The following is a 15,148-nucleotide window of genomic DNA, read 5'->3' on the forward strand; positions in this document are numbered from 1 at the left end:
TCACAACAAATCACTATACAGAAAGTGATTTGATGAAATTGTATAAATTTTTATTCAGCCATAATTATATGGTTGATGATTAAATATAGATGAGCTATCATTATTGGTCCATTTATATTAATATGCTCTGGCTATTCTGTGGAGTTAACATAATTTTAAAATAAGGCGTGGTTTTGAAAAAATTATTATACCCTTTGGATGACGTTGATCAAACATGGAGTAATGTTTTTTAGACTACGTCAATTTAAAATTATTTATTTTTATCTCCAAACCTATTTTTAAAAATTTGCACAGCGCCATCAAACAGCGCATACAGTTTTTTAGTTCCAAGAAAGCCGATCATTACACCACAAAACTCAGCCAGAATAACCCATGATTCATCATCTCCACTCCGGGTGAATTGCCAGGCGATTAGCCGAATAGCGCCCACACTTAAAAGTCCGCATGTTATCGATTCACCCAGCGATTGTCGTCGACAGGATCCTTCTCTGCGCTCCCTGATATAAGAAATTGTTGCTGACATAAAAAAACCACCAATAAAAGGGAGGGCATTTTGCAGCCAATGTAATATTTGCTCCCACCACTCGAATTTATTTGGCATACACTCATATCTTACTCCTTTTGGAGTGTTCTGTGATTAACACCAGTATAATGAGTAGCTAATCACTATAATTATTGAAATACCAACCTAAGTGCAATTCATTATCGAAGATTGTAATGCAAAAAATATACAGCACGTACTAATATAATCTGATTACCGTAGTTATAGAATGTATCAATTGGCTGATTTTTAAATAATGTAATTTGGTTAAATAATAATTGGTAATAATCATAAGTTATTATGAAAAACAAAAGTATTGAGTATGCCTGACTCGTTTGTTGCGTATTTAAATAATAAACTCATTATGCAAGTATTCACAATAACATCGCCCAATATCTGTAATCTGATTTTTATATTCACACAAAAACAATCAATAATCTATAAAAATAATTATCTTTCTAATCATTGGAATAATCTAAAAGAAATTCATTAACTATCTGATGCTTGTTATATGGAAATAACAACAATTAATATGTAAATAACTATAGTGCATAGATTGGGATATGCAACCTATTTCAATAACACATTACGTGATTATCAATCAATTGATTTTTTTTGATTGGATGTATAAACAAATTATCCGAGTGATTCTAATGTTTATGTTTTATCATTTGTAATGACACACTTCATGGGTTGAGCTAAGGTTTATTGATATATGAGATGATAAATCCAAAAAATATATTGCTTTATTAAAAACATAAAATTTACGTATTTTTATTATTGTCAATAAATAATCCGCAATTACTCTATTTATTTGTGTCATTATTTATAACAATAAAAATAAGTTTATTATCGTTTGTCATGACAATTTTACCCGGGAAAGTTGTAATAGCCTAATTATCACCAATGTAAATTGACATTATATTAAGTAAGACTATATATTACATTAAGCCAAGCTAGTGATTCTCACTTCGATAATATAAATATTGAGAGGTTCAAATGTGTACGAATTTTCATATCAAAACGAAAAATAATGCAGTAATTGTAGGGCGCTCAATGGACAATGAGCTGTTACTGCCACCTGCTTTTTACATACATCCGAGAAATAAGCCACTGAGTAATAAACATGTATCTCTTACTCATAATAAAGGAATAGAATCTCAAAGTTCTGTTTATGGCTATGTTGGTGTAAATATTAATAGCTTACCATCCATAAATGAAATTAAAGGCGTTAATTTACGGAATATTATTGTAGATGGTATGAATGAAAAAGGCTTAAGTGCGGGTTTTTTGTATATGCCGGGAACTAAATATCAAAAGCCTGCTGATGAAAATAGTGATATCAGAGTGCATTTTTTGTGTCATTGGGTGTTAGCTAACTACGCAACTGTTGATGAAGTTAAAGAAAAATTACCTAATCACCATGTTTGTTGGTATCCGGGGCTTGATGCTTTATTTCCATTTTATCTTGCTGTTGTAGATAATACTGGTCAATCAATTGTAATTGAATTCAAGGATGGAAATATGTTAATTTCAGACAATCTTGTCGGCGTTTCAACTAATGAGCCTTGGTTTGATTGGCACTTAGAGAATTTAAATAACTATGCATTTATACACCCTTATACTCAAAAGTCATTTATAATGGGAGAGCATAAAGTATCTCCATATGAGGGAGGGGGAGCATTATGCATTCCAAATCAAAGCAGTTCAGTCGGGCGCTTTATTCGTACAGCGTATCAAAAGCATTATTTGATTGAACAAGAAAATGCTGATGATGCATTCAATGCTGTAACTCATATGCTAAACAGTATAGATCATCCCCCGGGAATGATTTTAGATACAGAAAATGCTAATGAACCTACTGATGGAAAAGTTGATGTGACCCGTTGGGCTGCTATTAAAAATCTTACTGATGGCGTTTTTGCTTTACGTATATACAATAATATGCGTTTTCGTGCTCTGGATCTCCGAAAAATTGATTTTGACAAAGTTAATGCTCAAATATTGGAACTGCCAATATTACCACCATTTGAATATATTGAACCAAAATAATAACGAGACCTGAATATACTGATAAGTTTTGTATTCAAGGTGCGCATGAATTTTACCATATGTATTGTAATCCAGAGCTAAGTGATGAATATTCATTACGGGACTATAGTCATTATTTTTTAAAGTATCAATTTAATCATTATTAATTAGTTACTTACTTTAAATAAAGGCATGGCTTCAATGTATGAAACTATGCCTTTTTATTAAAAAACTATTACAAAAATAAATTATTATATTTAAATCACACCAGAATTCTTCAGGAAGTTATGGATGAAGTCACGGTATTTTTTATTATCTGTTGCAATACTATTTTGATGAATTGCATTATCACAAATAAAAACCATATCCTTAGGGTTATTATGTGCATCTATAATATTTTGTGTTACTTCAGGTGAAACGAGAGGGTCATATCTTCCACTAATACTACACAAGGGGATATATGAGCTATGGGTTATTTTATCTATCGTCAATCCATCTTCCAATTTAATTAATTGGTCTTTAAATAACAAATCATTAACGACATCTTTAACAGCTAATATATCTTCATAAGAAAGAAAAGGAAGTACCAGACCAATATTGATAATAAGAGACTCAACAGTTGAGCGATAACTACTATCACTAATAGCTGCTTTCACATTTGATAAGATTGTATCTGAAGACATGGTTTGTAACATGGTACCCGCCCCCATTGATATTCCCATTAAAACAATATCATGGCCGGGCGATATTGTTACAATTTTATTGATCCATTTTAATAGATCTTCATTATCATGGAGCCCAAAATTTCGGTTCAGCTCTGTATTTCGTCCATGCCCCCTTAAGTCAGGTGTTAAAATATCAAAACCTAATTCATAGAACTGCTTCACCCATGCTCCGGTATTATCTGCTTTCCCCGAAAATCCATGAAGTAAAATTAATGTTTTTTTCTGATTGCTCACATTCTTTATTAAGTCAGCAAAAAGTTCATACCGTTTTCCCCCAGGTGATTCATAAGGTATTGTTAATAGTTCTTTTTGTTGCAGTCGGTACCAATCTCTATCTTTATTAGTAATTGAAGAATCAGGGCCGGCTAGTATTCCGTGAAGATCATTAATAAGGTTTGAGAAAAACATGTTGTAATAAAAATTAGCTAAATCCTCAAGGTCATAGTTTTTATTCATATAATGTCCTTAGTTAATAATAATTATTGTTGCAGATGTGCTGTCTATTTCATTGTAGTGTTATTTTCCATGGGTACATCAATTTTTTATAGAATAAGATACAGTAAAATTAATACCTTTTTACAAAAAGCAGGTCGGCGGAAATAATAGATCCTGAACTTTCAGGTAAAGTAAGTGTGGCTGTGATCTTTTCTTCAACAGAATTGATAATATCAATTTCAACTGAATGGTCACTATTAAGTAAAATATCTGCTGTTTGACCGGGATACCCGACAATTTTAGCATTACCTGATACCACGACTCTGACCTGAGTAATTGGTCTTTTAAGTGAACTTTCATTTTCTGTAATTAAATAAATAGAACAAGGCATGATTTCATCTGCGGATGCATTTGTAGATGAAGCCCATGCAATAAATTTACCCTGCTGATCGTGATAGGATTTAAATTGGGTAATAGCACTTGCTTCAATGCCCGGATTGGATTCAACAAATCCGCCTACTACAATAGTGCCTGATGAGGGTGATAAAAGCCTGAAGCGCGCTATGCCACTTTCGTTTAACGTGACACGATAATCACTACTGCCGGATTCATCAAATTCTGCCGGGCGGGCACAGCTAAGTGCAACGGAGGATCCCGGCGAACCAATGATGATACCATGATTAAATGGATAAACATGAATAGCATGATAATCATGGGGAGGCGCTCCGGTAGTCAAAAACATCTGCAAGTCAGGTTTAGTTATCATATTAAGTTTTGCTTTTGATGTTTCTGAATAATCGAAACCTTGAGAGCTGTTGTATTGGACAGAGTAGTTGGAAAAAAGCTGGCCATTATCACCAACAGAAATTGCTTTTTCTAATGGCAATTTAACTTGTATAAATCCTTCGCTCACATTTTGAGATGACACAATGTGCGAAGCCTGCCATGTGGCATTCTGTACGTGATTATTTGATTCATCGAGTCCGTAAACATGAACAGTCACTCTGTCATTGATCGCTAAAGTATCATATTTTATCTGAATAATGACCCCATTAGTTTCGGTGATGTCATCCAATGACAAAATATCATTTGTTGCCTGAGTGAACAGAGGGGGAGGTAATAATTTATTGTCTATTACATCAATATTTACACTACCAAAATAAGATGAGGATATAATACCATTTTTGGTAACGGTATAATAAGAATCAAATCTGCCTAATCCTACGAGAGTCGCAATGTTTTTAGAGAATGTTATATCAAAATAACCCAGCTCAACATTAGAGGAATTAATTATTAATTTTTGAGATAAATCAGTTCCGGGTACGGCCTGACCCTGTATATCAAACCCAAAAATAAATAATTCAATGTTATCATTGATTGATATGCCAGGGTATTCTCCACGGACTTTTATCCCATTGATAGTTTCATTTGATGTCAGCCAACCATCAATATTATCTATAAAATCTGGAGCGGGTAACGTTTCAACTGGTAATAAATTTAATATTGCTGTTCCAATTTTGGAGTTTTCTGTTATGTTTTCATTTCGTTTTACAACGTATCGTGCCTGGCAAGTTCCTTTGCTTATAATATTTAAATAGGCTTTAGGAACTAAAACATTAAAACCATCAGTAATATCTTCATTGATGATAGTATGGTTAACATAGTACTGAGAACCAGGAACGTTTTGTCCATTTTCATCTAATGTCCAATAAAAAACATCAACATCCTCTCCCGGGCTAATACCTTGGTAGGCTGGTATACTGACATGTGTTCCGTTATTTGAATTAATAGACCCCTGAGTTATTTGATTATTACCATCAGCATCGATGAATATAGGTGGCGGGAGTACTCCTTCGTTGAATCTATCAACGATTGCCCACGAAATAGGCGATATATTTTCATTACCGGCTAAATCAGTAGAGCTATAGCTAACCTGATATTTCCCATCACTAATTAAATCCGCATCATATTCAATTATTATTGGGAAGTTGGTTGTGGGATTTGTTACCAAAAAAAATTGGGTACTAAGATTTCCAAATTTTAATCTGATTTCGTCACCTGCCTGAGCATCGGAATAAAACAAAACCTCCACATAAATTTTATTTGTTAGCTGAATATCTTCAATGTTAATAACGCCATCATTCATTTGAGGCAAGTAAGGAGGGTAAAGCATGTTAACATTCCTCATATAAGTAAATAAGCACCTTTAAAAGGTGCTTATGTTATAATTTAATCAATAATAGGTGTGATTTTAAACCCATTTACATTTATTTTTTTTCCTGGTACCCGATTATTCCTCCCTTCTCCAGGCGCGATTATATCTACCTGGTATTTAATTTCTTTTGAAAGATAATATGCATTAGTGTCGATATCAAAATATGACACCCATACGCCTATATATCCTTCACCAATTCTTTCTAAAATAGACCTGTCAGGGCCTGGTTGATTAGATCCTGGTGTTTCGATCAAGGTGACGGGTTGTATAAATAATTCTTTATTTTTTTTATCATAACCCCGATAAACACATTTTGATTTACTTACATCTACCTGTATTTTCTCCCCGCTTCCATACACCGCCTCTGGTAAATAAGTCTCGAGGCCAGCAATTGCCATGACCTTATTTATATATTGAACTTCTTTCCCTAAGAATAAAATTTTTGATTTTTCTGTTAAAGGCTCTGAACTGCCACCTCCATTCAAACGGTCAACAAGTATTCTGCTCTGAGTTGAAAATGAGGCATTTTCATTTTCATCTAATGAATAAAATGCACATTTATGCAGTCCGTTAGTCAGGAATGATTCATCAATAATCACGCTAAAATTTGCTGCAGGTTGGGAAATGACAGATTCAATAACCCCCCGGTTAAGTGCGAATCCGATTATTGATCCTGCCGGCAGTATATTGCCATTTTGTAAATTAACTCTGATGCCATTTTCCAGTTCAATATCTTTGTCATCAACAACGCCATTTGACATAGCCGGAATGATAGGTGCGCTTAATCTGGATGAGGGATCTTCAATTTCGATAATTCGTCTCATAACATCGACAGAACTGATAATCGCTCCATCCGTATTTTCATGTTCTGCAATGATTTCCATTACGCTTTCTGCAACACCGTCAATTTGCATATAAAATAAGGCAAGCCCGTACTGATCGGTATACTGAACTCCGGAGCTTGGCTGTATGGTATAATCAAAGTCATTACCGGAAGCGGTGGGCACGACATTTAATTGAACTTTGGCATTTTCAATGGGCTCACCATTTGGACCAATTGCAATAACAGTAATTGGTTTTAATTCATCTTTCCATTCAGAACACCACTCATAATGGCTCATTGAAAAGTATAAACTGTCAATATCTACCGGAGCAGGCTCTGCTGTAAGAACACCAATATTTACACTTTCAGATTCTGTACCTTCAGCTGCTGTCAGCATTATCTCACCTCCTGCAATTCCTTTAACTTTTACAGTCGCTTCGCCTGCTGCGTTTGTAAGCATCTTGTCAGGTGCAACCGTTGCTATGCCGGTATCGGAGCTGGTAAAGCTTATTTCAATACCCTGAGCTTCAGGAAGTCGTTTTACCGTAACATCTTCTTCTTGTCCGATAATAATACCGTTAGATGGAACGCTTATAAATTCGAGTGACATATAATTATCCTTGTTTTAATTGGCCTGGCAAATAACGCCATAGCTTAGTGGTTTTGCGTCAGTAATCTTTCCGGTTCTTACATCAAATCTAATGTTTTTAGATTCTGTTCCTGACTCCTTTTGTATATATATAGGTGCGAATTTGCTTTCAATATTAGGATAGTAAGTCAGAGCACCCCATTGACTCAGAAACTCTCTCTTAGCGATATTTATGAATATGTTTCCTGCTGTTAATTGATTAATAGGTGCAACCTTGGCACTTCTGTCAATACACCACTGTTCATATCCATTTTCTGCCATTGATTCTCCCGGTGCTGTTATTATGTACCAGTATGTCGGTGAAAATACTAAAGATTGATAATTTACAGGGTTACCAATTTCACTTGCTGTAATAGTGACTCTCATGTTATTTCTGAATTTATTTTGGAATGTAACAACGCCATAGATTGAAACCGTGACATACGGATTATCACTGGTCCAATTAAGTGTGCTGTTAAATTGCCCATCACTATTATGCAATATTTTAAATGTAGCACCTTCAAAGGCTGAGTCAGGAAATATAGAGTTATCAGGTATGTCCTGCCTGTTTCCTGCAACCTCTATCTTATTTAGGTTTATTTTTACTCCTGTGCTAAAGGACATTTCAATATTCACTGATTTATTATTTGAATCTAAAATTGCAGTTATTAATTTTGTTTTTGTCGTTGAGCTAATTATAGCAATTTCAGCTTGACCATTGTTATCGGAGAGAACCTCCGGTGTTAAAATAGTTACCCCCTGGTTTGACGAACTGAATTTTATTTTTTCACCTTCTACAGGATGAGCATTTCCATTTTGGTCTCTTGCTGTTACGGATGCCAATATTTTGTTTTGGTCACTACCATTACCCAGCGCACCATTTTTTATAATATCTAATTTTATATCTATAAGCTGAGGATCAATCCTGAACATTACTTCTGCTTCTTTATCTGTACTATTAATACTCCCTTTTATAGTGCTTTTTCCCCAGGAATAGCTGGTTATGTCAGTGCCCGCTTCGCCTTGTGCATCTGTTTGGACTGCTACTGTAACCACTGTGGCGCCGTTTGTTGCACTGAATGTGACGGTCTGATTTGCAACAATATTTCCGGTACCATCTGTGACAGTGGCTTTTACGCTGTTGGTCGCAATGCCGTTTGCTAATGCGTTATCTTGAGTGATAACTAAGCTATCGATCCTGACTGTCGCGCTGTCCGGTATAAAGGTAGTGTCCGCTGTTTTGCTGGTGTTGTTTATGCCGGCGGTAACCGCGCTCAGTCCTGCTATTGTGTTTGTCAACTCAGCGGCTGCAGTGCCCTGAGCATCAGTTTGTACTGTCGCCGTGATCAAGGTGGCGCCATTTGTTGCACTGAACGTGACTGCCTGATTGGACGCCGGATTTCCCGTGCCGTCGGTGACGGTGGCTTTTACGCTGTTTTTTGAAATGCCGTTTGCCGGAGCATTATCTTGTGTGACAACTAAACTATCGACTTTAACCGTCGCACTATCAGTGATAAAGGAGGTATCTGCTGTTTTACTTGTACTGTTTGTGCCGGCGGTAACCTTACTCAGTCCGGCCACTGTGCTGGTCAGTTCCGCGGATGCAGTGCCCTGTGCATCAGTCTGCACTGTGGATGTGACCATGGTGGCACCATTTGTTGCACTGAACGTAACAGTCTGATTGGACGCCATATTTCCGGTAGCGTCGGTGACTGTAGCGGTTACGCTGTTGGTCGCAAGGCCGTTTGCCGGGGCGTTATCTTGCGTGATGACCAGGCTGTCAACTTTAACCGTCGTGCTGTCCACGATAAAGGTGGTATCCACTGTTTTACTTGTGCTGTTTGTGGCGGCGGTAACTGTGCTCCGTCCTGCTATGGTACTGGTTAAATCAGTGGACGCATTACCCTGAGCATCAGTCTGCACTGTTGCCGTGATCACGGCAGCGCCATTTGTTGCACTGAACGTGACGGTCTGATTTGCCACCACATTTCCGGTACCATCAGTGACGGTAGCTTTTACACTGTTTGTCGCAAGACCGTTTGCCGGGGCGTTATCTTGTGTGATGACTAAGCTATCGACCTTAATCGTCGTGCTGTCAGTGATAAAGGTGGTATCTGCCGTTTTACTGGTATTATTTGTGCCGGCGGTAACTGTGCTTAAGCCTGTCACTGTGTTGGTCAGCTCAGCGGATGCATTGCCCTGTGCATCTGTCTGCACTGTCGATGTAACCATGGTGGCGCCATTTGTTGCACTGAACGTAACAGTCTGATTGGACGCCGCATTTCCGGTAGCATCGGTGACGGTGGCTGTTACGCTGTTGGTCGCAAGGCCGTTTGCCGGGGCGTTATCTTGTGTTATGCCCAGGCTGTCAACTTTAACCGTCGTGCTGTCCACGATAAAGGTGGTATTTACTGTTTTACTTGTGCCGTTTGTACCAGCGGTAACTGTGCTCTGTCCTGCAACGGTACTGGTCAGCTTAGCTGACGCTGTGCCCTGTGCATCGGTCTGCACTGTCGCTGTGATCACGGTAGCGCCATTTGTTGCACTGAACGTAACGGTTTGGTTTGCCGCCGCATTTCCGGTGCCATCGGTGACGGTGGCTTTTACGCTGTTGGTTGCAATGCCGTTTGCGGGGGCGTTATCTTGCGTGGTAATCAGGTTGTCAATTTTAATGGTCGCACTGTCGGCGATAAAGGTGGTATCCACTGTTTTACTGGTGTTGTTTGTGGTGGCGGTAACTGTGCTTAAGCCTGTCACTGTGTTGGTCAGCTCAGCGGATGCATTGCCCTGAGCATCTGTCTGCACTGTTGATGTAACCAGAGTGGCACCGTTTGTTGCACCGAACGTAATGGTCTGATTTGCGGCTACATTTCCGGTATCGTCGGTAACAGTCGCTTCTACGCGATTGGTCGCAATGCCGTTTGCCGCAGCATTATTTTGTGTGACGACTAATTTATTGACACTAATTGTCGTATTGTCCAGGATGAAGGAAACATCGGTATGAGCATTTTTCCCCGGGATACTTTTCAGATTCGCGTAAACTTTCGTATCTATAACCTTGCTACCGGAAATCATCGTAACAAGTAAGCCATTAGTATCGGTTAGTCCTTCTTCTATAGATGAATTAGCTTCTCTTACATTAAAGTTAATCGTTTGGCGGGCTATTGGTATACCATTGCTGTCAGTTAATTTCGCTGTCGCAACAATAAGGTCATTGTTATTAGCTAATGCAATATTTTTATCTGTCGTTAATGTCAACAGTGAAGATTCTAAGGATGGTGGAGCAACAATAATCAGCATTGAAGCTGTATTTGATCTGTTTCCTTTAATATCGGTAGCTTTGGCTTTGAGCTGATAGGTGTTATCACCATTATTATTATAATAAGGTAGTGTTATTTCAACGCTATCATCTTGCGGGTATGAAGTAATACCACCAGTAGGAAAAGTGCTATCATCCCAGAAAATATCATTTAAGGTATATGTTGATGTTATATTTGCTTTAACTAAAATGGTATCACCCGCATTACCTATTTTTGATTCAGGTAGTGATATTTTAATTACTTCTTGTTTTTTATAGTCTAAAATTATTTCGTTATTTCTATTAACTAAGTCATAGCGGCTTTGAGATAGTTTTCTCATATTATCAACATAAAGCCCTGATAACTGATTTTTAATATCTTCACCGAATTGATAATTAAATTGTAAATTCAGAGATGTGTCATTTTTATTACTTTTTCCCATCTGGTGATCAAGACCAAGTGAAACCAGAGGGAAGGGGGTATAGTTTACTCCAAGGGTGAATGCATAAGGGTTTTTTTGCCTTTCATCTTTTCCGAAAAGGGCAACTTCATTTCCCTGATAAGTTTCATAAATAAGTTTAGTACCTAACTGAGGATAAAATGGTAAATACCCTTCAGCCCGAATATCAAAGCCATTAGCCGGCCGTTCATTATAGTCGGAAAAGTCACGGGACTGATGCCAGTTAGTGATGCCAATGTATTGATTGGCAGACAGTTTTAAATAATCCCGCCATGCTTCTATACCTAAGCCTATGCGCTGGTTTTTACCTGTAATATCAGCATCAAAAAATAAGTTACTTCCCAGCATCCAGTCATCTTGTGTAAAAAGCCGGGTTCCGATACCTGAATTAAGTGTGGCACGATCGTCAAGGTATCGTCCACCCAACTGGGTATAAAACAGAACATTGTCTTCATCATAAAGTGGAATTAACACATCCAATTCACTACCTGTTAAAGATAGTGAGTTGTCTACAGTTAATTGTCCTTCAACTGTACCAAATTGATTAAACCATGTTGAAATTGAATCATTAATTTGCCCGACTACATAATTTTTTGCTTTATCTGAAGCGTAGTTTTCCAAACGAAAATTTGTTAATTTTATAGCTGTATCTGCAATATCTTCCTGAAGATAAACATAATCATTGTCTTCTTTTAAAGATAAAATCATTTTTTTAGGGACATATATCTCATCGCCAACCGACAATTCCTCGAAGGGTATATCGTATTTATTGAATTGATTTAAGTACCTGAGTTTTTCAACGGATATAGAATATTTTTTTGCAATGAAGTTTATATCTTCTCCTGTTTTAATCAAATGCACCTCAACCTGAGGTGCATTTGATACCTCCGAGCCTGATGTTTCATCTATAGATGCAATGGCAGAAACTGGAGAAAGAGGTATTAATATAGAAAATAAAACCTGAATGAAGATAATAGTACAGATAAAAAAAGATTTTACCTTTAATGGATAAAAACTATTCACAATAATCACCATAGAAGACTAACTGACAATGTATAATTTCATATTATACATTTAAGTAACCAGCAACAAAGCAAATGAAGGCATAAAAGATCACCAAAAGCCGAATTGGTGATCTTAAGCACTAAAAAAACAACAATTAATAGTTTATTGCTCCATTGATGATTATGGTATGAACATAATTACCAAGAATTGATGTTAGCGAGGTGACTTACCTGCGATGAATAAAAATTTAAGCATGTAATCAGACATCTTTACGTTATGATAAAACCCTGTATCTAAGTTAAAAATATAAACTGTCCCTAATAAGGTATTATGTTTCTCAGTCCAATATTCTTCATTGTCACCCCATCCAGGGTAGCTACTTATTTTACCCCATTCCTGATATAATAATTCATATGACATTTTATCTAAGATGTCATATGCGTCTTTGTTAATTAGTAAATCTTTATATTTAACATTTTTTTCGCTCATCAATATGAATTTTTTAATATTAAGATTAAATGTCACTTTTTCATTGGTAATGTCATCAGTTCCTACTAATGTCAGTACGCTTTTTATTTCTTTTAAAATGGTTACTTTGGATTTGTTTTTATCTTCATCTTCATTTTCAATTAATAAAAAATCAGATTCATCAAAATGCCACTCTACCTTACCTAATCCACCTGTTGTTTCTATATAAAAATAAGCACCAACCCATGCAATCGATGGCTCACCTTTATTAAATGTATGGTTTATATTTGTGACATGACTAATTTTAATCGGGGTGATCTCATCGTGAAATGATATGCTTGCATTTTCTTTAATGTCAGGCATGTCAAATAAATAAACTTCAACTATATTGTTTTCACTTTTACTATTGGTAATGTGTATGGCTACTTCCCCAACCTCATTTGTCTTTGTTTTTAATATTGGCGAGTTTGATTCTTTAAATATGGCAGAACCATTAACCTTGCAAATCACACTGATGTCAGCGATATTTTCGTTGTTACCTCTATTTGTTGTTTTGACTTTAATTTTAGCAAAATCAGAAGGGCTGGATTCAGCGTGACCTTTGATTATTTCTAAGTCCAGTTTTATATCATCAAAAAAAATCATAGTCGTATCCTATTTAAATGTTAATACTGGCAGGGATGTTTTTTGGAATTAAATACTCATAAGGATAAGGACGGCTTCCATTCCTTTCTCTGATTATTTTTTCTATTTCAGCCAGGTTTTTTTTGAATTTTTCTAACGGTCCATTGTTTTTAATTACCTCATAGTCATCAAATACGAGTTTATAATCCAAACCTACATACTCACCAAGGTATCCATGATACAGTTCTCCTAAGAGGGTATATATTATGACTTTTTGGCTGGCTCTATATATTTTAGGTAGCATACCTAACCATTGGTTGTTAGAGCTGCCGGTTACTGATGTCGGTTTAGTGGAAGCCATAGTACCAATAGTTAATGGGGCGTACATTAACCAATCCGGTTGAGAATAATTAACGGCAGCGTGCTGTGCTGATGAAGTGAATATGATCATAGTTAACGTATCAATAAGCTCATCTTTAGTATTAATATTAGTAAAACCTTTAACCTTGCCATTATCTATTATATCTTTTATCCAAGACTGAAGGTTTTCGTCGAGCTTAATTGTTGCACTGGTAAGATAATAGATATTAATATATTCCTTAACCCAATCTCTTATCGCATTCCAAATTAATAATCCGTCGTCCCTGTAGGGATAACTGGGAAATGCGTCAATATTATCTACTTTTCTCTGTTTTAATGATTCAGGAAAGTAATGAGCTTTGAAGTCGTAGGACAGTCTGATATCAATGACTGCTTTAGCCATATTTGTTAAAGGTGCTGCAAAAAGCATATCAACAAATTGATTTTCTTTTAATAATGCAAGAGTTGCATTATGGTTAATACGATTAGTTGCTTCAAAGTGTGTTATTAACAATCGGTATATCGGATGTCCTTTTGGTAGTTTTCTCAATGTAGCCAGAGAAAATGCTTCCATTAATAAATGAGTTAAACCCAGATGAGTTGATAATTGATGTTCGGATTCATCAGCCGTTTGTATGACATACTTAGCTCTCTGCCATCCCCAATATCGGTCACTGTTGGGATCCTCAGTAGCTAAAAACATGTCATTAGAATTGTCAGGGTCTTGTCCGCATTGTATTGCAACAGCAGTTAGTTCTTTTGTTTCCAGTGAAACAGTAAATAATGCAATTGCGGCATATGAATAACCCGGCATAGGATTGGTACCCGGAGAGCCTTCAGGTTTTGTATACCCATCTTCAGCAACGACTCCGGATAAGTAGTTGTAATTTAGCATATAAATTCTATTTTGTTTTAATGCATCATTTAATGAATCCTCACTTCCCATCACAGATTGGTATTGTTCATTAGTTAGCGGGAAATTTGATGGTATTTCTGATACGCCTGTTAATGCAACAGGATTCGCGCCCGCAACCCGTTGGTATGAAAATAAATCATCTCGATGCATATAATCAGCAACAAAAGGTCTGGTTATTATCTTAAATAATTTATCATAAAGTTCCAAACCAGATTCTTTACTTTCATCTGGTAGTAGTTCAACTATTTCCTTCCATATATTCTCAATTTCATTTTGTACGCAAGTACTGTTACTTAGCAGGGCAGCGTAGCAATTAACCAGTGAATTTGTTAATGAGTTTATTTGGTTGTTTTTATATTCATCATATTCGAATAATCTGTTGAATATATCTTTGAAATTATCCTGAACTTTCTTTACTAATAAATCCAGATTCTTGTCGTATTCACCTCTGGGTCTTAATGATATAGGTACATCAATTCCTGGTGGTTTATCATACATCGGCACTCCAATAAGTGGTGATAAAGTAGTGGTCCATTTATATTCTTCATTATCATATTTCTTCATATTAAACTCACAAAAATAAAAATTAGAAAGTAAAGACCCACAGTAACTGTGGGC

Annotated in this window: 8 protein-coding genes; 1 reads left to right on the forward strand and 7 read right to left on the reverse strand. The window is 36.4% G+C overall.

Annotation, left to right across the window (positions count from 1 at the left end; all coding sequences use genetic code 11):
* Positions 1–250: 250 nt before the first annotated feature.
* Entirely contained in the window at positions 251–601 is a 351-nt protein-coding gene (locus ACMHKJ_RS04905; protein WP_413492387.1) for a phage holin family protein, read from the reverse strand.
* Between the two features lie 939 nt (positions 602–1,540).
* On the opposite strand from ACMHKJ_RS04905, the gene ACMHKJ_RS04910 reads away from it, so the two are divergent.
* Entirely contained in the window at positions 1,541–2,593 is a 1,053-nt protein-coding gene (locus tag ACMHKJ_RS04910) for a linear amide C-N hydrolase (protein WP_413492389.1), read from the forward strand.
* Positions 2,594–2,829: 236 nt separating this feature from the next.
* On the opposite strand, the gene ACMHKJ_RS04915 is transcribed toward ACMHKJ_RS04910, so the two are convergent.
* The 6 genes from ACMHKJ_RS04915 to ACMHKJ_RS04940 form a co-directional block, all read right to left on the reverse strand.
* Positions 2,830–3,753, reverse strand: a complete 924-nt coding sequence (locus ACMHKJ_RS04915; RefSeq protein ID WP_413492390.1) for an alpha/beta hydrolase — start codon at positions 3,751–3,753, stop codon at positions 2,830–2,832.
* A gap of 109 nt (positions 3,754–3,862) precedes the next feature.
* A complete protein-coding gene (locus ACMHKJ_RS04920) occupies positions 3,863–5,905 on the reverse strand; it encodes a hypothetical protein (RefSeq protein WP_413492391.1) in 2,043 nt (680 codons plus the stop codon).
* Between the two features lie 56 nt (positions 5,906–5,961).
* Entirely contained in the window at positions 5,962–7,380 is a 1,419-nt protein-coding gene (locus ACMHKJ_RS04925; RefSeq protein WP_413492392.1) for a hypothetical protein, read from the reverse strand.
* A 15-nt stretch (positions 7,381–7,395) separates the two neighbouring features.
* Positions 7,396–12,180 carry an Ig-like domain-containing protein gene (locus ACMHKJ_RS04930; RefSeq protein ID WP_413492393.1) on the reverse strand — a complete coding sequence of 1,595 codons (4,785 nt, stop codon included), beginning with the start codon at positions 12,178–12,180 and terminating at the stop codon, positions 7,396–7,398.
* Between the two features lie 195 nt (positions 12,181–12,375).
* Positions 12,376–13,275 (reverse strand): hypothetical protein, encoded by a 900-nt coding sequence (locus ACMHKJ_RS04935; RefSeq protein WP_413492394.1) that lies wholly within the window; start codon positions 13,273–13,275, stop codon positions 12,376–12,378.
* Between the two features lie 13 nt (positions 13,276–13,288).
* Positions 13,289–15,094: a lipoxygenase family protein gene (locus ACMHKJ_RS04940; protein ID WP_413492395.1), complete on the reverse strand. Its 1,806-nt coding sequence runs from the start codon at positions 15,092–15,094 to the stop codon at positions 13,289–13,291.
* Positions 15,095–15,148 lie beyond the last annotated feature (54 nt).

It is taken from the genome of Morganella psychrotolerans (genome assembly GCF_965118875.1).
Classification (GTDB): Bacteria; Pseudomonadota; Gammaproteobacteria; order Enterobacterales; family Enterobacteriaceae; genus Morganella; species Morganella psychrotolerans_C.

Bases quoted from the DNA above. Each gene is read 5' to 3' on its own strand.
- ACMHKJ_RS04905 (WP_413492387.1), bottom strand. From the start codon at position 601: ATGCCAAATAAATTCGAGTGGTGGGAGCAAATATTACATTGGCTGCAA.
- ACMHKJ_RS04910 (WP_413492389.1), top strand. From the start codon at position 1,541: ATGTGTACGAATTTTCATATCAAAACGAAAAATAATGCAGTAATTGTA.
- ACMHKJ_RS04915 (WP_413492390.1), bottom strand. From the start codon at position 3,753: ATGAATAAAAACTATGACCTTGAGGATTTAGCTAATTTTTATTACAAC.
- ACMHKJ_RS04920 (WP_413492391.1), bottom strand. From the start codon at position 5,905: ATGCTTTACCCTCCTTACTTGCCTCAAATGAATGATGGCGTTATTAAC.
- ACMHKJ_RS04925 (WP_413492392.1), bottom strand. From the start codon at position 7,380: ATGTCACTCGAATTTATAAGCGTTCCATCTAACGGTATTATTATCGGA.
- ACMHKJ_RS04935 (WP_413492394.1), bottom strand. From the start codon at position 13,275: ATGATTTTTTTTGATGATATAAAACTGGACTTAGAAATAATCAAAGGT.
- ACMHKJ_RS04940 (WP_413492395.1), bottom strand. From the start codon at position 15,094: ATGAAGAAATATGATAATGAAGAATATAAATGGACCACTACTTTATCA.